The 22,626-nt window shown below is 70.6% G+C and carries 19 protein-coding genes; 5 read left to right on the forward strand and 14 right to left on the reverse strand.

The window, feature by feature from the left end; all coding sequences use genetic code 11:
* Positions 1-17 precede the first annotated feature (17 nt).
* A complete protein-coding gene (locus HGK34_RS05755; RefSeq protein ID WP_307815802.1) occupies positions 18-1,046 on the reverse strand; it encodes a LacI family DNA-binding transcriptional regulator in 1,029 nt (342 codons plus the stop codon).
* 138 nt (positions 1,047-1,184) lie between these two features.
* Here HGK34_RS05755 and glgB point away from each other — a divergent pair, with 138 nt between their 5' ends.
* Positions 1,185-3,491: a 1,4-alpha-glucan branching protein GlgB gene (gene glgB, locus HGK34_RS05760; RefSeq protein WP_201845630.1), complete on the forward strand. Its 2,307-nt coding sequence runs from the start codon at positions 1,185-1,187 to the stop codon at positions 3,489-3,491.
* 86 nt (positions 3,492-3,577) lie between these two features.
* Here the strand turns inward: glgB and HGK34_RS05765 are convergent, their stop codons facing one another.
* The 4 genes from HGK34_RS05765 to HGK34_RS05780 form a co-directional block, all read right to left on the reverse strand.
* On the reverse strand, positions 3,578-4,540 hold the full coding sequence (locus HGK34_RS05765) for a tetratricopeptide repeat protein (protein WP_201845631.1): 963 nt from the start codon (positions 4,538-4,540) through the stop codon (positions 3,578-3,580).
* A gap of 115 nt (positions 4,541-4,655) precedes the next feature.
* Positions 4,656-5,690, reverse strand: coding sequence for a DUF8094 domain-containing protein (locus HGK34_RS05770; protein WP_201845632.1), 1,035 nt, complete (start codon positions 5,688-5,690; stop codon positions 4,656-4,658).
* Positions 5,687-6,709, reverse strand: coding sequence for a DUF8094 domain-containing protein (locus HGK34_RS05775; RefSeq protein ID WP_201845633.1), 1,023 nt, complete (start codon positions 6,707-6,709; stop codon positions 5,687-5,689). Before HGK34_RS05775 ends, HGK34_RS05770 begins: the two co-directional genes overlap by 4 nt.
* Positions 6,706-8,298 (reverse strand): hypothetical protein, encoded by a 1,593-nt coding sequence (locus tag HGK34_RS05780; RefSeq protein ID WP_201845634.1) that lies wholly within the window; start codon positions 8,296-8,298, stop codon positions 6,706-6,708. The genes HGK34_RS05775 and HGK34_RS05780 overlap by 4 nt, the downstream gene beginning before the upstream one ends.
* A 259-nt stretch (positions 8,299-8,557) precedes the next feature.
* Between HGK34_RS05780 and HGK34_RS05785 the strand changes: the two genes are divergently transcribed.
* Positions 8,558-10,060 carry a DivIVA domain-containing protein gene (locus tag HGK34_RS05785; RefSeq protein WP_201845635.1) on the forward strand — a complete coding sequence of 501 codons (1,503 nt, stop codon included), beginning with the start codon at positions 8,558-8,560 and terminating at the stop codon, positions 10,058-10,060.
* A 37-nt stretch (positions 10,061-10,097) separates the two neighbouring features.
* Here HGK34_RS05785 and HGK34_RS05790 read toward each other — a convergent pair whose 3' ends face one another.
* From HGK34_RS05790 to HGK34_RS05800, 3 genes are all read right to left on the reverse strand, one after another.
* Positions 10,098-10,937 (reverse strand): alpha/beta fold hydrolase, encoded by an 840-nt coding sequence (locus tag HGK34_RS05790; protein WP_201845636.1) that lies wholly within the window; start codon positions 10,935-10,937, stop codon positions 10,098-10,100.
* A gap of 88 nt (positions 10,938-11,025) precedes the next feature.
* The gene (locus HGK34_RS05795; RefSeq protein ID WP_201845637.1) at positions 11,026-11,796 is read right to left on the reverse strand and encodes an alpha/beta hydrolase; all 771 of its coding nucleotides are present in this window, start codon (positions 11,794-11,796) and stop codon (positions 11,026-11,028) included.
* A gap of 26 nt (positions 11,797-11,822) precedes the next feature.
* The gene (locus HGK34_RS05800) at positions 11,823-12,122 is read right to left on the reverse strand and encodes an Rv1322 family protein (RefSeq protein WP_201845638.1); all 300 of its coding nucleotides are present in this window, start codon (positions 12,120-12,122) and stop codon (positions 11,823-11,825) included.
* A gap of 171 nt (positions 12,123-12,293) precedes the next feature.
* On the opposite strand from HGK34_RS05800, the gene HGK34_RS05805 reads away from it, so the two are divergent.
* Together HGK34_RS05805 and HGK34_RS05810 are read left to right on the forward strand one after the other, a co-directional pair.
* Complete coding sequence (locus tag HGK34_RS05805; protein ID WP_201845639.1) at positions 12,294-13,325, forward strand: FKBP-type peptidyl-prolyl cis-trans isomerase; 1,032 nt, start codon at positions 12,294-12,296, stop codon at positions 13,323-13,325.
* 324 nt (positions 13,326-13,649) lie between these two features.
* A complete protein-coding gene (locus HGK34_RS05810; RefSeq protein WP_201845640.1) occupies positions 13,650-14,522 on the forward strand; it encodes an oxygenase MpaB family protein in 873 nt (290 codons plus the stop codon).
* A gap of 161 nt (positions 14,523-14,683) precedes the next feature.
* On the opposite strand, the gene HGK34_RS05815 is transcribed toward HGK34_RS05810, so the two are convergent.
* Entirely contained in the window at positions 14,684-15,613 is a 930-nt protein-coding gene (locus tag HGK34_RS05815) for an AraC family transcriptional regulator (protein WP_201845641.1), read from the reverse strand.
* An 80-nt stretch (positions 15,614-15,693) separates the two neighbouring features.
* On the opposite strand from HGK34_RS05815, the gene HGK34_RS05820 reads away from it, so the two are divergent.
* Positions 15,694-16,509 (forward strand): NmrA family NAD(P)-binding protein, encoded by an 816-nt coding sequence (locus tag HGK34_RS05820; RefSeq protein WP_201845642.1) that lies wholly within the window; start codon positions 15,694-15,696, stop codon positions 16,507-16,509.
* Between the two features lie 86 nt (positions 16,510-16,595).
* Here HGK34_RS05820 and HGK34_RS05825 read toward each other — a convergent pair whose 3' ends face one another.
* The 5 genes from HGK34_RS05825 to nrdH all read right to left on the reverse strand — a co-directional run bounded on the left by HGK34_RS05825 (position 16,596) and on the right by nrdH (position 22,218).
* Entirely contained in the window at positions 16,596-18,092 is a 1,497-nt protein-coding gene (locus tag HGK34_RS05825) for an ATP-binding protein (protein WP_201845643.1), read from the reverse strand.
* Between the two features lie 172 nt (positions 18,093-18,264).
* On the reverse strand, positions 18,265-19,245 hold the full coding sequence (gene nrdF, locus HGK34_RS05830; RefSeq protein WP_201845644.1) for a class 1b ribonucleoside-diphosphate reductase subunit beta: 981 nt from the start codon (positions 19,243-19,245) through the stop codon (positions 18,265-18,267).
* 120 nt (positions 19,246-19,365) lie between these two features.
* Complete coding sequence (gene nrdE / locus HGK34_RS05835; protein ID WP_201845645.1) at positions 19,366-21,501, reverse strand: class 1b ribonucleoside-diphosphate reductase subunit alpha; 2,136 nt, start codon at positions 21,499-21,501, stop codon at positions 19,366-19,368.
* A complete protein-coding gene (gene nrdI / locus HGK34_RS05840; protein ID WP_201845646.1) occupies positions 21,498-21,950 on the reverse strand; it encodes a class Ib ribonucleoside-diphosphate reductase assembly flavoprotein NrdI in 453 nt (150 codons plus the stop codon). Before nrdI ends, nrdE begins: the two co-directional genes overlap by 4 nt.
* Before the next feature lie 25 nt (positions 21,951-21,975).
* A complete protein-coding gene (gene nrdH / locus HGK34_RS05845) occupies positions 21,976-22,218 on the reverse strand; it encodes a glutaredoxin-like protein NrdH (protein WP_201845647.1) in 243 nt (80 codons plus the stop codon).
* Between the last annotated feature and the right edge of the window lie 408 nt (positions 22,219-22,626).

Below are 22,626 nucleotides of genomic sequence, written 5' to 3' on the forward strand. Positions count from 1 at the left end.
CCTTATCGTCGGCAGCGTCAGATGTGTATAAGAGACAGGGCGGGCGGGGCCGTCGAGCCGCGGACCCGGAGCTGAGGCGTCGAGTCGCGGTACGACGCCGGCGGCTCGCCGGCCATCCGCTCGAAGAGGCGGCGCGCCACGTGTGCGCCGTAACTCGCCACATCATGGCTCAGAGCCGTGAGCTGCGGGTACGCCGCCCGGCACACCGGCGAATCGTCCCAGGCCACCAGTGACACGTCCTCGGGCACCCGCACGCCGGCCTCGTGCGCGGCGCCGAGCCCCGCGAGCGCCATCGCGTCGTTGTCGTAGACGATCGCGGTCACTCCACCGTGCGACAGCAGATCCCGCGTGGCGGCGGCACCCGCATCCGGTGTGTAGTCCGCGTGCCGCACCTCGGCCGTCACCGAGCGGGCCGCGGCCTCACGGGTGAACGCCTCCTCCCGGATGTGGGTGTGCCCGAACTCCGGCGTGCCCGTCACGTGCCCGACCACGGTGTGCCCCAGCCCTGCGAGATACTCCACGCACGACGCCATGGCCGTCGCGTCGTCCGTGTAGACGCTCGTCAGCCCGCCGGACAGGCTCGGGTCGCCGACGACGACGGCAGGCAGGGCGTCGGGAGCGAGGAGCAGGTCGAGCCGGGGGTCCGGCACCCGCGGATCCACCATGACGACCCCGTCCACCCGCCGCGCGGCCCGCCACTTGCGATACGTCCGCAGTTCCGCGTCGATATCGGGCGCCACCTGCAGGAGCAGGCCGAAGTCGCGTTCGGACAGCACGGACTCGATCCCCGCCACGAACTGCATGTAGAACGACTCGAAGCCGAGCGTCTCGGGCGCGCGGGCCAGCACCAGGCCGACGGTCTCCGTGTACGCCCCGGACAACGACCGTGCCGCAGAGCTCGGGGCCCAGCCCAGTTCCGCGGCGATCGCGAGCACCTGCTCACGCGTCGTGTCCGAGACGCCCGGCCGGCCGTTGAGCGCGTAGGAGACAGCAGCGGTCGAGACGCCCGCATGGCGAGCAATGTCAGCAATCGTGATCCGCCCCACGGACACCATCATGGCCCGGTCCGCCCACCGACCAGTAATGCGGCCGGCCCGGTGCCGACGGGCGCGCGTGGGAAACGCGGACGGACCCGTACCCGCTAACTGTCGCGTTGTGGCACCCGGACGTGGAAAGGTGTGGCCATGGCCGATCTGCCTCCCGCCGACCTCGAGGCGCTGACCGCCGTCGCACAGGGTTCGCATCACGATCCGCATTCCGTTCTCGGACCCCATCCGCTCGCGGACGGCGGCCCGCTCGCCGTGGTCCGGGCGCTGCGTCCGCTGGCCGACGAGGTCTCGATCGTCACCGACGACGGCGATCATCCGTGCGAGCACCAGGGCGCCGGCGTCTGGACCGCCGTCGTCCCCACCGGCTCTCCCGGTGACGGGGGTTCCGGCTGGTCGGCTCCCGACTACCGGGTCCGCACCCGCTACGGCAGCACGGAACAGGTGGCGGACGACCCGTACCGCTTCCTGCCGGCGCCGGGCGAGATCGACCTGCACCTGATCGGCGAGGGACGGCACGAGGAGCTCTGGAAGGTACTGGGCGCCAACGTGCGGCGGTACCCGAGCGTGTCCGGCGAGATCGTCGGTACGGGCTTCGCCGTGTGGGCGCCTAACGCGCGTGGCGTGCGCCTGCTCGGCGACCACAACCTGTGGACGCCGGTTCATCCGATGCGGTCCCTCGGGTCCTCGGGCGTGTGGGAGCTGTTCGTCCCCGGGGTCGCGCCCGGGACGCACTACAAGTTCGAGGTGCTCGGGGCCGACGGCGTCTGGCGGGCGAAGGCAGACCCCATGGCCCGGGCCACCGAGCTACCGCCCGGCACGGCGAGCATCGTGACCGAGTCGGAGTACGAGTGGGGCGACGACGCGTGGCTGGCGAAGCGCGCGGCGTCCGACCCCCACTCCGGGCCGATGAGCGTCTACGAGGTGCACCTCGGTTCCTGGCGTCCCGGCCTGTCCTACCGGGACCTCGCGGACGAGCTCACCGAGTACGTGTCGGAGCAGGGCTTCACCCACGTGGAGTTCCTGCCCGTGGCCGAGCACCCGTTCGGTGGCTCGTGGGGCTACCAGGTGACCTCGTACTACGCCCCGACCTCCCGGTTCGGGACGCCCGACGACTTCCGCCACCTCGTGGACCGGCTGCATCAGGCCGGCATCGGCGTCATCCTCGACTGGGTCCCGGCCCATTTCCCGCGCGACGAGTTCGCCCTGGCCCGGTTCGACGGCACGCCCCTGTACGAGCACGCCGACCCGACGCGCGGCGAGCACCGGGACTGGGGCACGTACATCTTCGACTTCGGCCGCCGCGAGGTGCGCAACTTCCTGGTCGCGAACGCCACCTACTGGCTCGAGGAGTTCCACGCGGACGGCCTGCGGGTGGACGCCGTCGCCTCGATGCTCTATCTCGACTACTCGCGCGAGCCGGGAGAGTGGCACCCGAACGTGCACGGCGGGCGGGAGAACCTGGAGGCGATCTCGTTCCTGCAGGAGACGAATGCCACCGCCTACCGGCGCACGCCGGGCGTCATGATGATCGCCGAGGAGTCGACGTCGTACCCCGGGGTCACCCGGCCCACGTCCTCGCACGGGCTCGGGTTCGGCCTCAAGTGGAACATGGGCTGGATGAACGACACCCTCCGCTACCTGGCCGAGGACCCGGTCAACCGCCGGTACCACCACCACGAGCTCACGTTCTCGATGGTCTACGCGTACTCCGAGCAGTTCCTGCTGCCCATCAGCCACGACGAGGTGGTGCACGGCAAGGGGTCGCTGCTGCGCAAGATGCCCGGCGACCGGTGGCAGCAGCTGGCCGGCATACGCTCGCTCCTCGCCTACCAGTGGACGCATCCCGGTAAGCAGCTGCTGTTCATGGGCTGCGAGATCGCGCAGGACACCGAGTGGTCCGAGGGCGAGGGGCTGCGCTGGGAGGTACTGGCCGACGGCCGGCACGCCGGGGTGCAGCGGCTGGTGCGCGACCTCAACGCGCTGTACCGGGCCACCCCCGCCCTGTGGGAGCGGGACTTCGACGGCTCCGGTTTCGAATGGCTCGACTCCGACGACGCCGACCGGAACCTCCTGGCCTACGTGCGCCGCTCCGCGGCGGGTGACCCGGTCGTCGTGGTCGTGAACTTCGCGGGCGTGCCGCACGAGGGCTACCGCGTGCCGCTGCCCGACGCCCCGGGCGGTCCGCTCGGATCGGACCGGAGGACCCGGCCCGCCGGCAAGGCTTCGCCGGCCCCGGCCGGCGGGTCGGTCTGGCGTGAGGCCCTGAACACGGACGCCGAGATCTACGGCGGCTCGGGCGTGGGGAACCTGGGCCGGGTCACGGCCGAGGCGGTCCCCCACTACGGCCGCGGCTGGTCGGCGTCGATCCGGGTTCCTCCGCTGGGCGCCCTGGTCCTCGTCCCCGAGCGCCCCGCCGGGACCGGCCGGCCGGTCAACCGGTGACCGGCCGGCGGCCCGGGCGCTCGCTCCGTGCACGCCCGGGCGGGAAGCACCGCTGTCCGTCCGGCGGGCGACGGGCGGCGGCGTGATCAGTACAGGCTGATCGCAAGGCGCTGGCGCGCCTTGTTCACCCTCGGGTCGGCGACGCCGACGACCTCGAAGTACTCGAGGAGACGGACACGGACGACCTCCTTGTCGTCGCCGCCCAGACCGGGAAGCAGGTCCAGCAGCCGGCCGAAGGCGTCCTCGACCTTGCCCCCGAGGACGTCCAGGTCCGCGACCGCGAGCTGTGCGGACACGTCCGACGGCGAGTCCGCAGCCGCCTTGCGTACGGTGGCCAGGTCGGCGTCGTGGGTGCGCTGCATGAGACGGACCTGGGCCAGGCCGGCCGACGCGTCGACATCCTTCGGATCCTGCTTGAGGGCCTTGGTGTAGGCCTCCTCCGCGGCGCCGAGATCGTCACGCTCGATGGCGTCGTAGGCCTCCTGATGCAGCGGCGGCAGCGGCTTCTCGGCCTCGGGCTCCGGCTCCGCGGGCTCGCCCGCCCCGCCCTCGGCGGACGGTGCCCGCCCGGTCACGCCGTTCTGCTCGGCGGCGGCCAGCACCTGCTCGAGCACCTGGCGGACCTGCTCCTCGGACGCGTTCCCCGCGAACAGCGGCAGCGGCTGCCCCTGCAGCACGGCAACGACCGCGGGCACGCCCTGCACCTGGAACGCGGCGGCGATCTGCGGGTACGTCTGCGCGTCCACACGGCCCAGGAGGAATCTGCCGGCGTACTCGCGGGCCAGGCTCGCGAGGGTGGTGGCGAGCTCCGCGTTCGCGGCGTCCGTGGGTGCCCACAGAAGGATCACCACGGGGTAGGTGGCGGAGTCGCGCACCACCTGCTCGAAGTTCGCGTCGGTGAGGTCCAGCACGTAGCCGCCTGCCTCGGGTGCGCCGCCCGGTTCACCCGGCGGCGGCGCCTGCGGGCGCGTCAGGGCGGACAGGTCGACGGCGCCGCGCGCGGCGGCGAAGCTCTCGGGTGCCGGGGTCGGCTGGTCGGACGTGGTCATGGCACTCATCCTACGAAAGCACGTGGCACCGCGGGACCCAGGAAACGTCTTGCGGAACACCTTCACGAGACCCCTCGTGCGGCCTCGGCACGTGGACGGGCTCAGCGCCCCCGGATCACCCGCAGTCGGACATGTCTCCCGCCGAGTCGACGTCCACCGCCACATGCTCGACGCCGACCAGACGCGTCCGGTCGGCCGAGCCCGCGGGCGGCACGTACAGCGCGACGACGTCCAGGTAGGTGGTCCGCAGGACGTTGCTCTCCTGCTGCTCCCCGAGGAGCGCACGCTGGGTGTCGGTGAGGCTGTCCTTCTCGATCCTCGCGCACTTCTGGAGCTTGATCAGCTGTGACGAGTCGAGCGCGCCGAGCACGATCGCGCCGCCGTCGAGCACGCGCATGGCCCGCACGCCCGAGTCCTCGTCCGCCGTCGCGCCGAAGGAGTACCTGCCGTCGGCGTCCTTCCAGCCGTCCGACTTCTCCTGCGCCGACTCCTGTTCGCGCATCAGGTCGCGGAACTCGTCGTCCTCCACCTTCCCGGAGGAGGACGAGTCCGACCCCTCGGACAGTACGTCCGCGTACGCGGCGACGGCCTCCCGCGGGGACATGACAAGGGTCTCGCCGTCGTCGGGCGCCACCGTCTCCGCACCGGTCTCCGTCGGCGCGAACCGTGGCAGCGTCTCGTTTCTCAGGAGCTTCACCCACGCCCACAACTTGTTGTTGCTGCGCGGCGACCGCTGCTCGAACGCGTACAGCACGGGCGCGGCCCTGTCCTCCTGACGCGTGCTGACCGCGAGACTCGTCCGCGGCCAGCCGGGCTCCGAGGGGAGCAGCACCGCCTGCATGGTCATCGGCAAGTTCGTGACCTGCTTGTCGCTGTCCAGGTTCCCGGCGACCTCGATCTGGCTGGTCCGCAGCGCCTTTGCGGGCCCGGACACGCGATCGTCGAGAACAGCGGTCTTCCGCCCCGCCGTGGCCTCCTCCACCGCGGCCGCCACCCGCCCGATGATCTTCTCCTCCTGCTCCTGGGTCACCGCGGCGCCGGCCGCGGCCGCCCCTGGATCAGGTGCGGGCAGGCCCGGCGCGCAGCCCGCCACGGTGGCGCACAGCAGCATCGCGACGGCGCCCGCCGCCGCGCGGGGCACACCGATCATTCGTTGGTCGCCGCGACGGCGATGTGCTCGAAGCCCACCAGGCGAACCTTCTCCTCGGAGCCTGCGGGCGGCACGTAGAGCGCGACGACATCCAGGTACTTCGTGCGCAGCACGTTCGTGACGTCCTGGTCGCCGAAGAGGGCCTTCTGCGTCACGAACCCGTTCGACGGAGGAGCCTCAGCCTTGTCCTGGAGCTGGATCACCTGCGCCGAGTCGATCGCGCCCATCACGATCGCGCCGCCGTCGAGGGTGCGCATCGACCGCACGCCGGCGTCCTTGTCCGCCTTGGCGCTGAAGGAGTACTTCCCCTCGGCCTTCTTCCACCCGTCCGCCTTCTTCTGCGCGGACTCCTGCTTGCGCATCAGGTCACGGAAGTCGTCGTCCTCGATCTTGCCGGAGAACTTCGAGTCCTTCCCCTCCGACAGGACGTCGGCATACATGGCGACCGCCTTCGCCGGGGACGACGCCAGCGTCTTCTCGTCGTCGTCCGCGACCGTCTCCGTCCCGGTATCCGTCGGCGCGAACCTGGGCAGTGTCACGCCGGGAAGGAGCCTGGCCCATGCCCACAGCTTGTAGTCGCTGCGGGCCGAAGCCTGCTCGAACGCGTACAGCACCGGAGGCGTCAGGTCCTTCGGCTGCGTGCTCGCCGCCATGCTGAGGCGCGGCCACTGCGGATCCGAGGGCAGGGTCACCGACTGCATGCTCATCGGAAGCTTCGTGACCTGCTTGTCGCTGTCCAGCTTCTTGGCCACGTTGAGCTGGCTGGTGCGGATCGTCTTGGCCGGCCCGGTCATGCGGGCGTCGAGGGCGTCGATCTTCCGCTCCTGGGTGGCCTTCTCCACGGACTCGGCCACCCGGCTGATGATCGTCTTCTCCTGCTTCTCGGTCACCATCGCGCCGACCGCGGCAGACGGAGGCTCAGGAGCCGGGAGCTCCTGTGCGCAACCGGCGAGCAGACCGACGACGAGCAGAGGGGTGACCGCTACGGACGCACGGCGTGCGAGTCGGCGGTGGGTCATCGGTCTTCTCCGTCCTTGATCCCCCAGGCCTCACGCCAGGCGGCGGCGCGGCTCGACGGGGCGTCCTGCCCGGGCTCGGGCTGCTGCGGCTGTTCGGGCTGCTGCGGCGCCACGGCGGGCTGGATGCCCGTGTTACCGCGGCGGCCGGCCTGCTCGGCAAGGCGCCGCTCGCGCCGGGTCATCAGCTTGCCCGGAGTTCCTGAGGATCCGCTGGATTGCGCGGGCGGCTGGGGCACGGCTGCCTGGGGAGCGGCGGGCTGGGGAGCGGCGGGCTGGGGAGCGGCGGGCTGAGGCGCCCCCGGCTGGGGCGCGGCCGATGCCCGCGGCGGCGCCGCGGCAGGCGGCGGGGCGACCGGCGCGGCGCCGCCGGGACCGGCCGCACCACGCCGCCCGCGGCGGCGGCGCAGGCTTCCCGGTGCGGGAGGCCCTGCCGGCGCGGAAGACTCCGGGGGCGTCACGGGAGGCTCGGTGGGACCGGAGGCGCCGGACCTGTCGGTTCCCCATGGTGAGGCTGTGGAAGGCGCCCCGACACCGGGGGGTGTCACGGCAGCAGCGGAAGCCGCGGCCGAACCGGCGGTGGCCGGTCGCCGACCGGCCGCCGGACCGGCCCCTCCCGGAGGCGGCGGTGTCGGGCTCGACCCCCACGCCGGCGCGGCCGCGGGCGGGAAGGGTGCTGCCGACTGATCGTCGTCCGTCAGCGGGAAGGGTGACTTCTCGGCCGGACCGGGCGGGAAGGGGGCGTCGAGCTTCTCGCCAGGGGCGGGGGAGAACGGTGACTCGCCCGCCGAACCGGGAGGCGGCAGTTCCTCGTGCCGGTCGATCGGCTCGCGGACGGTCCTGCGCGGATTCCGGCCGCTGCCGCCGTTCTTGCCCCCCTTCTTCCCGCCGACACCCATCAGCAGGAACAGCCCGAGGAGAACGAGGAATGCGCCGCCGATGACACAGGGCCAGAGATACGGGGTCGTGACCGGCCGGGGCCAGGTCAGCTCGACCGTCGGAGCTTCCGCGCCCTTGCCGACGCCCGCGGCGAGCAGAACGTAGGGACCGGGCTGGTCGGTGTACCGCAAGCTGACACTGGTCTCTCCACTGACCTCGGAGATCCACATGTCGGACCCGGCGGGCTCGGGGCCCTTGGACGGCTTCTCGGTGGACTCGGCCGCGTCCGCGCTGGCCGCATCATCGCCGACTGCGTCGTCGCCGGTCGCGTCCGCGCTGGCCGCGTCCTCGGCGGCCGCGTCGTCGCCACCCTCGGCCACGCCGCCCCCCGGCACCACGGAGAGCGTGGTCCAGTCCGACATCCCGGTCACCGAGTCGTAGGGGTCCTCGCCGACCCAGCCGAGCACATCCGTCTCGGTGCCGACCGCGAGCGTGAGCTTCTGCCCCTCCGGGACGGACGCGCGAACCGTGACGCTATCGTCGACCATCCCCAGCACACCAGGAACGGTGACCAGCATCGTCCCGTCGCCGCTCGGGGTCGCCGTCGCGACCACCGTGTCGGAGTCGCGCAGAACCGTCGCTGTCGCGACCCCGTATCCAGCTCCGCCGAGGCCGGCGAGGATGAGGAGGACCGCCAGAACGCGTTGCACCATCCGTTCCCTTCGTAGGTGCCAAGGACCGACGGTCCAGCATAGGGTGGTCTGCTACGCGAGCGTCCAGCGGGAGACGACGGCGGAGATCATCACGCTTCTTTCACCTGCTGTCTTCATGCCCTTTCGACGAATACCTCGAAAGCCATATTTCAAGCGGCTACCCATCGAGCCACGCGGCGCGTATCCTGGGCGCCGGACGGGCCGCGAATCTGCGGCATCCCTGGCCGGGGAACCACGGTCTTGCCACGGAGGTCTGCACGTGTCCGACGAGCGTTCGCTCTTCCCGACTGTCATGCGCGGTTACGACCGCGACCAGGTGCACAGCCACCTCGACCGGCTCAACGCGGCGCTGGAGGAGGCACGCAGACAGGTCGAGTCGTCCGATTCCCGCGCCTCCAAGCTCGAGTCCGACCTCGGCGACGCCCAGCAGCGGCTCAAGGAGAGCGACAAGCCGTCGTACGCAGGCCTCGGGTCGCGGATCGAGATGCTGCTGCGCTCCGCGGAGGAGCAGTCGTCCGACATTCTCACGCAGGCGAACCAGCAGGCCGCCGACATCTTGGCACGTGCCAAGCTCTCCGCCGGCCAGGTACGCTCGCGCGCCGAGTCCGAGGCCGCCGAGCAACTCGCCAGCGCCCGCCGCGAGGCCGAGGAGATCCGCACCACGATGGCCGCGGAGGCCGACGGCCACCTCGTCGCCGCACAGCGGCGCGCGGAAGAACTCGTCGGGTCCGCGGAGCGCGAGGCCGCGCTGATCACGTCGGGCATCGCCACCGAGGAGTCCGAACGCCGCTCCAGCCTGGAGCGCGAGCTCGGCACGCTGCGCTCCACCGTCGAGCGCGAGACCACCGAGCTGCGGGTCAACACCGAACGCGAGGCCGCCCAGCTCCGCGCGAAGGTCGCGGCCGAGACCGCGGCCCAGCGGGAGAGCGCCGAGACCGAGTCCAGCGAGCTCCTGGAACGCGCTCGCCGCGAGGCCGAGCAGCTCGTGGCCGAGGCGAAGCGTGAGGCGGCCGAGGCGTCCAACGCGGTCACCTCGGACCTCGAGGACCTGCGCGAGCAGGCACGTACGGCACTGGCCGACGCGGAACTCGAGATCGCCACCCGCAAGGAGCAGGTGGAGACCGAGCTCTCCGAGCGGCACGCCAAGGCCAAGGAGGAGACCGACAAGCTCGTCAAGGCCGCCGAGGAGCACGCGGGCGAGGCGGAGAAGCGCGTGGCCGTCGCCCTTGAGCAGGCCGAGAAGGTGCGCTCGGAGTCCGACGTCTACGTCAAGGACCTCGTCGCGGACTCGCGGCGGACGGCCGATCGCATCGTGGCCGAGGCTCGCGAGTTCGCCGACCAGACCATCGCGGACGCTCGCGCCGAGGCGGAGCAGCAGCGCGCGGCGGCACAGAACCAGCTCGAGGACCTCACCCGGCAGCACGACTCGATCAACGGGTATCTGGACGAGCTGCGCGGCATGCTCGGTGGTGGCGGTCAGGCTCCCAAGCCCGACGGCTCGGCGGCGCTCGCCACGGCGACCGGCGGCAGCCCGCTGACCCCGGCGCAGAAGGCCCGCTTCGGGGGCGTCGGCGCGGACCACGACGACGATGACGAGCCGGCCGGCAGGCCGCCCGCCGCCATCCCGCCCCGCTCCCCGAACCCGGCGCCGTCGGCCGACGAGGTCAGTTCGGCCACCGTCGTCATCCCGCAGGTCGAGGAAGCCGATCCGAAGTCCGGCAAGCCCAAGTCCGGCAAGTCCAAGGCAGAGGCCAACGCCTGACAGTCCTCCCGTAGGACAGCGACGAGACCCCGGCGGGTCAGGGCCACCAGTCGAGCAAGGTCCGCCGCCGGGGTCTCGCCTGTACCCGCTGGTGCAGGTCCGCGAGGGCATCGGCGACTGCCTGCGGGTCCTCGACCGGTGCCATGTGACCGACACCAGGGATCTCCGTCAGGGTGACGTCCGCACCGGCCGTCCGCGCCGCGGCCGCCATGTGTTCTGCCTCGTCACGTGGCGACAACACGTCCTGCGCTCCCACGACCACCGCCACCGGCAGGTCGAACTTCTCCAGGACCGCCGTCCTGTCCGGGCGTGCTGCCATCGCACGCTGCGTCCATGCGACCCCCGCCGGCGACTGTGAACGGATCCAGCTCTCGAGAACGGGGAAGAGGTTCCGCCTCTCCGCGGCACTGACTTCCGACAGCAAAACCGCGGGCATGCCGAGCACGGCGTCGACGGTCTGTGACTCCTCGACGGCGTTCGCGATCCGCCGCCTCTTCGCCCGGACCTCATCGGTGTCAGCAACCGACTTCGTGTCGACGAGGCCGAGCCCGGACACGAAGTCGGGATACAGGTCGGCCAGAGCCAGCGCGACATATCCACCCAGCGACAGGCCGACGACGATGGCGTTGCCCACGCCCATCCCTCTCAGGGTGTCGTGCACGCACTCGGCACTGTGCTCGAGCGCCGGCCGAGCGCCGTCCAGGTCCGAGTGCCCGGCCCCGGGCAGGTCGACGCCGATCGCGCGGATCCCGGGCGGCAATGCCATGGCGCACGCGGACCACATCCGCACGTCCAGCGGGAAGCCGTGCAGGAGGACGAGCGGCAGGCCCCCGCCCGTACGCAGGTCGATGGTGTTCAGCGGAGTCGTCCGAGTCATTGCCACGCCTCCTCGCGGGACGCCCGCGCCCCTCGCTCCGGGACGACCTCCGCCCCACTTCTCAGGTTAGTGCTCTCCCGCGCAAACGCTAGGCCGGATCGAGGGAGCCCTCCCAGTGTGTCGGCAGGGGAAGCGGGTGATCCGGCAGGACGTGACCCACGATCTCGTCGAGCACGCGGCGGACCGCCGACTCGCCCACCCACAGATGCTTCGCGCCGTCGACCCCGATGACCTCCGCCTGCGGGACCCGGGCGAACCGGCGACGGGCCTCCTCGGGACGCAGGTAGTCGTCGAGTTCCGGGACCAGCACCACGAGCGGCTTGCCGAGCGCGGCCCACCGGTCCAGGTCCTCGTCGGTCGCGCGGTGCAGCGGCGGCGAGAGCAGGATGGCTCCCTCGATGCTCGGGTCGGCCCCGTGCTTGAGGATCAGCTCGGTGCCGAACGACCAGCCGACCAGCCACGGTCTGGGCAGCTCGCGGAACTCCGCCAGCTCGATGGCCGCGGCGACGTCGTACCGCTCCGCCTCGCCGCCGTCGAACTCGCCCTCGCTGGTGCCGCGGGGCGAGCTCGTGCCGCGCGTGTTGAACCGCAGGACGGCGAGGTCCGCCAGCGCGGGCAGCCGCCAGGCGGCCTTGCGGTACACGTGGGAGTCCATGAACCCCCCGTGCGTCGGCAGCGGGTGGAACGTCACCAGGGTGGCCGACGGCGTCCGTGGGGCGCCGTCGGGCCCGACGGGCAGTGCGAGTTCGCCCACGAGCGTCAGCCCGTCCGCGGTGTGCAGCTCCACGTCCTCCCGGTGTGCGGGCAGGACGGTCGTGGAGCGGATCTGATGAGAGGTCTGGGTAGTCATCGGGACCATTCTCACCCGGACCGGGACGGAGCCCGTCAGCGGAGGTTGGCGCGGCGGCTCCAGCAGCTGGTGTGCCAGTGCCGGCGCTGTTCGAGCCCTGCCTCGGGGCCGCCGATGGCGTCGGACCGCCAGGCCACGACGTGGGCGGTGCCGGGCGCGACGTCCTGCCGGCAGGCGGGGCAGACGTAGGTCTTGTCCGAGGAACGGACGTGCTGAACCACCCATTCGCCGTCCGGCGCGGACTCGCTGCTCCGGCCGCCCGTGGCCCGATCGAGGTCGAGCGGGCGGTGCTCGGCTCCGTAGGGTCGCTTGCTCGATCGACGTCTGGACGGCATGCGGCCATTGTCCCAGGACCTCGGCGACGACCGCCAAACCGTCGTCACGCCGGCCCACGGCGGGGCGTCGCCGCAGCGTCCGGCCCGGATTCACCTCGGCACAGAGGTTTCCCCGCTCGGACCGTTACAGTGTGCCGGTCTGGCACTACCTCACCGATCGAAGGACACAACGTGAAGCACCGCACCTCAGCCGGCCTGGCGGCGTTCGCCCTGAGCTCCGCCCTCGTGCTCACCGGATGCGGTGACGGCGACGATTCGGGTGCCGATGCATCGGCCAGCCCGTCCGCCGACGCCTCGGGCGCGAGCGCGGAGCCCGTCGTCGCCGGAGGCGTCTGCGAACCGGAGGCCCCCTCGGCACCTGCGGAGATCCCCGAACCCAGCGAGGCCGACCAGAAGGCCATCGAGGGCGTGACGGTCACCGGCGCGGCCGGTGAGGAGCCCGAGAAGGTCGAGTTCGACACACCGCTCGAGGTGGAGGGCCTGGCCGTCAACGTGCTCGACGAGGGCGACGGCACCGAACTGGCCACGGGCAACCGCGTCACCTTCCAGGACTACATCGTCAACGGGTCGGACGGCGAACAGACGAACCCCTCGACCTGGGACGAGGGGCAGGCTCCGCAGAGCTTCACCCTGGGTGACCCGTCCTACCAGGTGCTCAACGAGCCGTTCGCCGGTCTCCACGTCGGTGCGCGGCTGACGCTCGCCATGAAGGCCATGGACGGGACCACCCAGGTGCACGTGCTCGACATCGTCGAGTCCGAGTCGCTGCCGACGCGCGCCAAGGGCACCACGGTGAAGCCCGAGGACGGCCTGCCGACGGTCGAGCTCGGTGACGACGGCGCCCCGACCGTCACCATCGCGGACGATTACGACGACCCCGAGGAGCTCGTCGTGCAGCCCCTCATCGAGGGTGACGGCGCCAAGGTCACGAAGGACGACGAGGTCACCGTCCAGTACCTCGGCTGCCTGCTGGACGGTACGTCGTTCGACTCCTCCTGGAGCCGCTCGGCCCCCACGTCCTTCGCGCTCTCCGGCGTCATTCCCGCCTGGACGGACGGACTCGACGGGCAGAAGGTCGGCAGCCAGGTGCTGCTCGTCGCCCCGGCCTCGGAGGCCTACGGAGAGGACCCGAGCGCTCACGAGCTGGGCGGCAAGACGCTGATCTTCGTGGTGGACATCCTCGCGGCCGAGCCTGCGGCCTGACCCGGCCGCGCCCACGAGCCGGCACCTCACCGAGCCGGCACCTCACCGAGCCAGCATCGCGCCGAGCCAGCATCGCGATGCGGGACCTCACGAGGCGGTGCGCCCTTGCCGGGGCGCGCCGCCTCGCCGCGTCAGCCCGACTCCCGGCTCTCGGCTCTCGGCTCTCGGCTCTCGGCTCTCGGCTCTCGGCTCTCGGCTCTCGGCTCTCGGCTCTCGGCTCTCGGCTCTCGGCTCATCGTGCCGGCACGGACGCGGTCACCGTCGCATTTCGCTGATCGCGATGAGGGCTCACCCCACAGGCGGATACTGCGACATACTCACGTCATGCCCGTGGTGGCCAATCCGATCGAGCGCGTCCGCACCCGGGTGGGCGGCGCGATATTCCTCCGTGTGGCCGGGCCCGACGCGTACGCCACCCGCGACCGCATCCACCTCACCCCCGGCCCCCGCTGGTTCCCTCCCGAAAGTGCGGTGCGGGCGGTCCATGCGGACGCGGCAACCTTCGCCGGCGGCCTCCGGGCCCTGCTGCTCCAGGCCCTGCATCCACTGGCCATGGCAGGAGTGGCGGGGCACTCGGGGTACCGCAGCGACCCCTGGGGCCGGCTGGCGCGTACGTCCACGTTCCTCGCGGCGACGATCTTCGGCACGGCGGAGGAGGCGCAGGCCGCCGTCGACCGGGTGCGCGCGGTCCATGACCGGGTCCGGGGCACCTCGCCCGACGGCGTCCCCTACCGCGCCGGGGACCCACACCTGCTCACGTGGGTCCATGCCGCCGAGGCCGACTCGTTCCTCACGGCGCACCAGCGCTTCGGAGCCCGGCCCCTGAGCGCCGACCGAGCCGACGAGTACGTGGCCCAGCTCGGACAGGTCGCCGGCGCCCTCGGGGCTCGTGACGTTCCGCAGACCGTGGCGGAGCTGGCCGAGTGCCTGGAGTCGTACCGCCCGGAGCTGCGCGCCACACCTCAGGCCCTGGACACCGCGCGCTTCCTCCTTCGCGAGCCGCCGCTGCCCCGCCCGGTGCGCGTGCCGTACGCACTGCTCGCCGCCGGCGCAGTCGCGACCCTGCCGGCCTGGGCCCGCACGGAGCTGCGGCTGGAGCGATGGCCGCACGGGGCCGCGGCCCGGCTCGCCGGCCGGGTGGCCGTCGGTGCGATCCGCTGGAGCCTGGGCACGACCACGGTCCCGGTCAGAGCCTGAGCGGGCAGACCAGGATCGGCGAGAGCATCGGCCCGCGCACCCACTGCGCGCCACCGGTACAGACGGGGCCGGCTTCCGGCCGTCAGGTTCGTGGCCGTCAGCGGCCGTGGCCGTCAGCGGCCGCGGTCGTCAGCGGCCGCGGTCGTCAGCGGCCGCGGTCGTCAGGGCTCGTGGTCGTCGGGAACCGGGTGTGGGTCGGGGTCCACGTGGGCCTCGTCCCGCCAGCGGCCGGGTGCGACGCCGGACCGCCGCTTGAAGGCCGTGGCGAACGCGTACTCGTTGGTGTAGCCGACCTGCGTGGCGATGCGCGCCAGCGGCAGGTCGGTGCGGACCAGCAGGTCCTCGGCGCGCTGCATCCTGAGCTCCGTCAGGTACCGGAACGGCGACCGTCCGACGGCGGCCGTGAACCGCGCCGCGAAGGCCGCTCGCGACAGCCCCGCGATACCGGCGAGCTCCTCCACGGTCCAGGACCGCGACGGGTCCGCGTGCAAGCGTTCGAGCACCGGGCGCAGGACGCCGTCGCCGAGTGCGCGGTACCAGCCCGGTGCCGGATCGTCGGACGCCGACCACGCGGCGCGCAGCGTGGAGACCAGGTTGACGTCCAGCAGCCGGTCCAGCATCGCCTGCTGGCCGGGGTCGTCACGCCCCGCCGCTGCCGCGAGCAGGCCGACGGCCGCGGCCTGGTCGCCGTCCTGCCGCTCGCGGGGAACGACGACGCAGCGCGGCAGCTCCCGCAGCAGAGCCCGGCCCACCGTGCCCTCCAGCGTGTACGCCCCGCACAGCACGGTCGCGTCGGCGCTGCCTGGGTCGGACCCGCGCCGCCGCGCATCGGCGATCGGCTCGGCCGGCGCCCCGGCCTCGCTGACGATGACGTAGGGCGCGCCACCCCGCACCAGGACGACGTCGTACGCGCGCAGCCCGATCGGCGCGGCCCCCTCCTGCAGCAGGCGGCCCGACCCGTTCAGCAGCACGTGGACCGTCAGGGGACGCCGGCCTTCGAACCCGAGGCCCCAGGGGGCCGTCCGGCGCAGGACGGAGAACACCGCGCCGCGCGCACGGGCCTGAGCCAGTTGGTCCGACAGGACATCCACGGCACGATCGTAGACGATCACGAATCCAGGCGAGCAGATCACACATTGATCCGCCGACTGCGCGTTCGTACGGTCGAGGCATGACAACCTTCCTGATCCTCGGCGGCACCGGCAAGACCGGCCGCCGCCTCGCCCGCACTCTCACCGGCGGTGGGCACGTGGTCCGCGCCGCCGGTCGCTCCACCACACCGCGGTTCGACTGGCACGACCGGTCCACCTGGGCCACCGCCCTGACCGGCGTCGACGGTGTGTTCGTCGTCGGGCCCGGCTCCGCGACCGACTGGAGCCCCCTCCTGTCCGACTTCCTGGCCACCGCGGCGGAGCGCGGTGTGCGGCACGCCGTCCTCCTGTCCGCCCGCGGTGTGGAGTTCCTGCCCGACGGTGTGGTCGCGCGCGCCGAGGCCGCACTCCAGGCTGGTCCCGTGGCCTGGACGATCCTGCGTCCCTCGCACTTCGCGCAGAACTTCACCGAGGCGATGTTCGTCCCGGACGCGGACGGCCGCATCGTGGCCCCTGTCGGGAGCGGCGCCGAACCGTTCGTGGACGTCCAGGACATCGCCGAGGTCGCGGCGGCCGTGCTGCGGGATCCGGCGACGTGGGCCGGTCAGGTCCTCGCGCTGTCGGGGCCCGCGGCCCTGACGTTCGACGAGGCCGCCGCCGTTCTCTCCGAGGCGGCCGGCGCGCCGGTGCGGTTCGAGGACGAGGCCGACGACGCCCACGAACGACGCCTGGCCGAGGCCGGAACACCTGCCGGCTACATCCCCTGGCGCGCCGCGATGCTCCGCGGCATCCGCCGAGGCGAGGACGCCTATCTCAGCGACGGCGTCGAGCGCGTGCTGGGCCGTGGGGCCACGAGCTTCCAGGAGTGGGCGCGGCGCGAGGTGCCCGCGCGGTAGGGGGCGCGTGGCCGGTCGGGGCATACAGATCTGCTGATCGTTGGTCCAGCCTTCTGATCAGGCGCGGACGCCGAGCGCCGACCGGTTCACCGGCCCATCGGAGTTGAGCCGTCCACGTCAGGCGACCAGGCCTCCACCAGGTCCTGGCTGCCCAGGGCGATGTCGACCCCCTCGGGCTGAAGGCCTTCCGGCGTGATCGCAGCAAGCATGGCGTTGTCGGCTCCAGGAATCAGGGCGCGATGGGCTCGCAGCTCGGCGACCTCCTGCGGCGCGATTCTTCCTCCCGGCCGCCACTTGATGGAACCGACCAGGAGCGGGGTCGAGCGATCGGTACCGACCACATCGACCTCGACATCCGGCTCCCCCTTGCGCGCCCTTCTCCACCACGGACTGAACCGCTGGATGCCTGCCAGCCGCTCGTCCGTGGCGGCAAGACGAACCAGCGAGTCGCGCACGAGCGGTTCCACGGAACGGCCGCGCCAGCTCGACCAGTCGCGGTCGAACCGTGCGACGGCAAGATCGGCGCGGCCGCGCTCGATCTGGTCGAGAGACGATTCCACGTAGCGGTACCAGAACCTCAGGTATGGATCCGTGATCCGGTAGCGCCGCAGCTTGCTGCTGGGCTTCGCCAGCGCGGGCTGCTCGCGTTCGATCAGCCCCTTGATCTCGGTCAGTATCTTGAGCGCCCGGGTCGTAGCCGTACGAGCGCTCTGCCCCTCCCCCTCGTTCGTGATCGTTCCCAGGATGTCGTTGAACCCGGGATTGGCGGTCTCGTCCGCGCCAATCGCCGCCAGGACGCGCGTGGCGTCCTGCGGGCTGGGGAACTCGGCGTCCAGCGTCAGACGAGCCGTGGTGACAAGGGGCGAATAGGGGTCCCGCAAGCCGTCGTGGACGTAGTGCTGGACGGTCGCCCTGCCGCTGTCGGCAAGATCGGCCAGCAGGCGCGGGTAGCCGCCGGTTACCAGGGCGGCGTCGATCACCCCTGTCGGTTCCCAGCCGGGAAGCGCTTGAGCGGCCTCCGCGAGGTTCAGCGCCGGCACCACGAGTGGACGGACGCGACCGAACAACGGCCGATCGTGTTCGGTGAGGCGCGACATCATCGCGACATCCGAGCCGACGAGCACCAGAAGAACCGGCAACTTCTCCAGCACACGGTCCCACACGACCTGAAGCACGCCTTCGAGCGACGGGTCCGCGGCCGTCTGCCACGGGAACTCGTCGAGAACGACGACGACCGGTCCGGACCGAGCGGAAACTGCCAGCCGGGTCAGCCAGTCCTCCCAGCTCCTGGCCGAACTCGATGCGATCAGATCGAGGTCAGGCAGGGGCCTTCGAGACTCGCTCAGCGCACGGTCTGCACCATCGATCTGTTGCCGTATAGCGGCCCCGTATCTCCCGGTCGTGAACACATAGGGGACGTCGGCGCTCTGGACGAAGTGTTCCAACAGCGTGGACTTGCCGACCTGGCGACGCCCCCGGACCGCGAGAATCTGCCCCCTGCCACGCCGACTCACCGCGTCGAGACGCCGCGAGAGGTCGGCCAGGATGCGGTCACGCCCGAAGAACTCACGATCAAGGGTCACTCCATGTATGTTACATCCAGCGATCCTTTAGTTGTCCCTCGCAAGCAAGGTCGATCGGCCCTCGCCCTTGTTCGCACCTGTCGCCATCGGCACGCAGAAAGGCCCGGAACCGCAGAATCCTGCGGTTACGGGCCCCTCACCAGCCCTTCCGGGCTACCGGGTCCAAGAGAACTCAGAAGTCCCAGTCGTCGTCCTCGGTCTCGACGGCCTTGCCGATGACGTAGCTCGAACCCGAACCGCTGAAGAAGTCGTGGTTCTCGTCCGCGTTCGGGCTCAGGGCCGCGAGGATGGCCGGGTTGACGTCCGTGTCCTCCTTCGGGAACAACGCCTCGTAGCCCAGGTTCATCAGGGCCTTGTTGGCGTTGTAGCGCAGGAAGGCCTTGACGTCGTCGACCAGGCCCAGCTCGCCGTACAGGGACTCGGTGTACTCCGCCTCGTTCTCGTACAGCTCGAACAGCAACTCGAACGTGTACGCCTTGAGCTCGTCCTGCTCGGGCTGCGTGAGCTGCTCCAGACCCTTCTGGTACTTGTAGCCGATGTAGTACCCGTGCACGGCCTCGTCACGGATGATGAGGCGGATCAGGTCGGCCGTGTTGGTCAGCTTGGCCCGGCTGGACCAGTACATCGGTGCGTAGAAGCCGGAGTAGAACAGGAACGACTCCAGCATGGTGGAGGCGACCTTGCGCTTCAGCGGCTCGTCGCCCCGGTAGTACTCCAGGACGATCTCGGCCTTCTTCTGCAGGTGCGGGCTGTTCTCCGACCAGGAGAAGGCGTCGTCGATCTCCGGCGTGGACAGCAGTGTGGAGAAGATCGACGAGTAGCTCTTGGCGTGCACCGACTCCATGAACGCGATGTTCGTGTACACCGCCTCCTCGTGCGGCGTCAGCGCGTCCGGGATCAGGGAGACCGCCCCGACCGTGCCCTGGATCGTGTCCAGCAGCGTCAGGCCCGTGAACACCCGGGTGGTCATGAGCTTCTCCGGCTCCGACAGCGTGTTCCAGGACTGGATGTCGTTCGACACCGGCACCTTCTCGGGAAGCCAGAAGTTCCCGACCAGACGGTCCCAGACCTCGAGGTCCTTCTCGTCCTCCAGGCGGTTCCAGTTGATCGCGGACACGCGATCGATGAGCTTGAGCTTCCCTGTGGGCGACATCTTCGTTCTTCTTCCGATGTACGACGGCGGCTCCGCCGGGCATGTACGACGGCTGCGGCCAGGTTGTTCATGGTCGGTCCGGGTGCGCCCGCGCAGACGCGGACGCACCCTCCCAGGGCGTCAGAGCATGCAGCTGACGCAGTTCTCCACTTCGGTTCCCTCCAGCGCCATCTGACGCAGACGGATGTAGTACAGGGTCTTGATGCCCTTCTTCCAGGCGTAGATCTGCGCCTTGTTCACGTCACGGGTGGTGACGGTGTCCGGGAAGAACAGCGTCAGGCTGAGCCCCTGGTCCACGTGCTGCGTCGCCGCCGCGTAGGTGTCGATGATCTTCTCGTAGCCGATCTCGTACGCGTCCTGGTAGTACTCCAGGTTGTCGTTCGTCATGTACGGCGCCGGGTAGTAGACGCGACCGAGCTTGCCCTCCTTGCGGATCTCGACCTTGGCCGGCACCGGGTGGATGGAGGACGTGGAGTTGTTGATGTAGCTGATCGAACCCGTCGGCGGGACCGCCTGCAGGTTCTGGTTGTAGAGACCGTGCTCCATCACCGACGCCTTGAGAGCCTTCCAGTCCTCCTGCGTGGGGATCCGCACGCCGGCGTCCGCGAACAGCCGCGTCACGCGCCCGGTGGCCGGCTTCCACTCCTGGTCGGTGTACTTGTCGAAGTACTCCCCGGTCGCGTACTTCGACTCCTCGAACCCGCCGAACGCCTTCCCGCGCTCCTTCGCCAGCCGGTTCGAGGCGGCGATCGCGTGATAGGCGACCGTGTAGAAGTAGATGTTCGTGAAGTCGACGCCCTCGTCGGAGCCGTAGTAGATGCGCTCACGCGCGAGGTAGCCGTGCAGGTTCATCTGCCCCAGCCCGATCGCGTGCCCCAGCTCGTTGGCGTGGCGCACCGACGGGACGGACTCGATGCTGGTCTGGTCGCTGACCGCCGTCAGCGCCCGGATCGCGGTGTCGATCGTGGCACCGAAGTCGGGCGAGTCCATCGCCTTGGCGATGTTCAGCGAGCCGAGGTTGCAGGAGATGTCGCGGCCGACCTCGCTGTAGGACAGGTCCTCGTTGAAGGTCGAGGCCGTCGAGACCTGCAGGATCTCGGAGCACAGGTTCGAGTGGGTGATACGGCCCGCGATCGGGTTCGCCTCGTTCACCGTGTCCTCGAACATGATGTACGGGTAGCCGGACTCGAACTGCAGCTCCGCGAGCGTCTGGAAGAAGTCCCGCGCGTTGATCGTGGTCTTGCGGATGCGCTCGTCCGCCACCAGCTCGTCGTACTTCTCGGAGATCGAGACGTCCGCGAACGGCTTGCCGTAGACGCGTTCGACGTCGTACGGGCTGAACAGGTGCATGTCCTCGTTCTTCTTGGCGAGCTCGAACGTGATGTCCGGGATGACCACGCCGAGCGAGAGCGTCTTGATACGGATCTTCTCGTCCGCGTTCTCTCGCTTGGTGTCGAGGAACCGCATGATGTCCGGGTGGTGCGCGTGCAGGTACACCGCACCCGCGCCCTGGCGTGCACCGAGCTGGTTCGCGTAGGAGAACGAGTCCTCCAGCAGCTTCATCACCGGGATCACACCCGACGACTGGTTCTGGATGTGCTTGATCGGCGCGCCGTGCTCGCGGACGTTGCTGAGCAGCAGCGCCACACCGCCACCACGCTTGGACAGCTGCAGGGCGGAGTTGATGCCTCGCGCGATCGACTCCATGTTGTCCTCGATGCGCAGCAGGAAGCACGACACGGGCTCACCGCGCTGAGCCTTGCCCACATTGAGGAACGTCGGCGTGGCCGGCTGGAACCGTCCCGCGACCACCTCGTCCACGATGTGCTCGGCGAGTGCCTCGTCGCCGTCGGCCAGACCGAGGGCGACCATGGTCACACGGTCCTCGAAGCGCTCGAGGTACTTGGTCCCGTCGAACGTCTTGAGCGTGTAGGAGGTGTAGTACTTGAACGCGCCGAGGAAGGTCTCGAACCGGAAGTCCTTGCTGTACGCGCGCTGGAACAGCGCCTTCACGAACGCCCGGGAGTACTTCCCGAGCACCTCGGGGTCGTAGTACTCGTGCTCGACGAGGTGGTCGAGCTTGGCCTCCAGCGTCTCGAACTGGACGGTGTTCGGCAGGACGTGCTGCAGGAAGTACTGACGGGCCGCCTCGCGGTCCTTCTCGAACTGGATCTTCCCGTCCGTGCCGTACAGGTTCAGCATCGCGTTGAGCGCGTGGAAGTCCGGCTGGGTCTCCTCCGGCGCCACCGCGCTCACGCCGAGAGCGGTACCTGCCGGGGCGGGTTCTGTGGTTGCTGTTGCCAAAATCGTGCCAATCCGTTGCGGACGCGCGTGACGTCCTGCGCTGTGCCCAGGAGCTCGAAGGCGTACAGGTACGGGACGCCACACTTGGCAGCGATGATGTCCCCGGCGATGCAGTACGCAGCCCCGAAGTTGGTGTTGCCTGCGGCGATGACGCCGCGAATGAACGACCGGTTGCGCTCGTCGTTCAGGAACTTGCGAACCTGCCGTGGGACGGCCCCGCCCTCGTTGCCCCCACCGTAGGTGGGGACCACCAGGACGTACGGCTCGTCGACCTGCAGGAACCCGTCGGCCGGGCGGAGCGGGATCCGGCGCACCGCCATCTCCAGCTCCTCGAGCCCGAGGCGCTTCACGAAACGGTGCGTGTTCTCCGAGACGCTGGAGAAGTAGACCAGGGATCCCATCACTCCGACCCTGCCTTCGCGGGTGTCAGGCGACGACCGCCTGCGCGGCGGCGAGCGCCATGATCCGGTCCGGGCGGAAGCCCGACCAGTGGGTGTCTCCCGCCACCACGACGGGCGCCTGGAGATACCCGAGGCCGCGGACCATCTCGAGCGCGTCGGTGTCCTGTGTGATGTCGACGACCGAGTACTCGATGCCCTTGCGGTCGAGTGCGCGGTACGTTGCGTCGCACTGGACGCACGCCGGCTTGCTGTAGACGGTGACGCTCATGCCCGCCCCTCCCCTTGGATGCCGATGACCTCGAAGAACACCGGTGGAACTACACCGATGTGGTTTGCGCGGAGCCGTGCTTGCCCCGCTACGGAAAACACTACACCTAGCGTCTGACACCTGCTCGACAACCACATCTTGTGGTTGACACCGGCCACGGACCGGCGCGGCGTCTACACCCGATCGCCGGATTCCGCTCGCCGACCATGGTGTCACGGGGATCCGCCGACACCCCGGAGGCGCCTCCCGGAAGCCCGCGGGCCGCCCGTCCGGGCCCGTCACACGCTGCTCGGCAACGACACACCGGGACCCGTCGGAGCCCCCGCACGGGACGCACGGACGGCCTGCCCGACAGGGAGCGACACCCGGAGTCGTGCCCGACAAAAAGGACTAACCGCCCGCCAACAC

Origin of the sequence: Myceligenerans indicum (genome assembly GCF_016742955.1) — a bacterium.
Classification (GTDB): Bacteria; Actinomycetota; Actinomycetes; order Actinomycetales; family Cellulomonadaceae; genus Myceligenerans; species Myceligenerans indicum.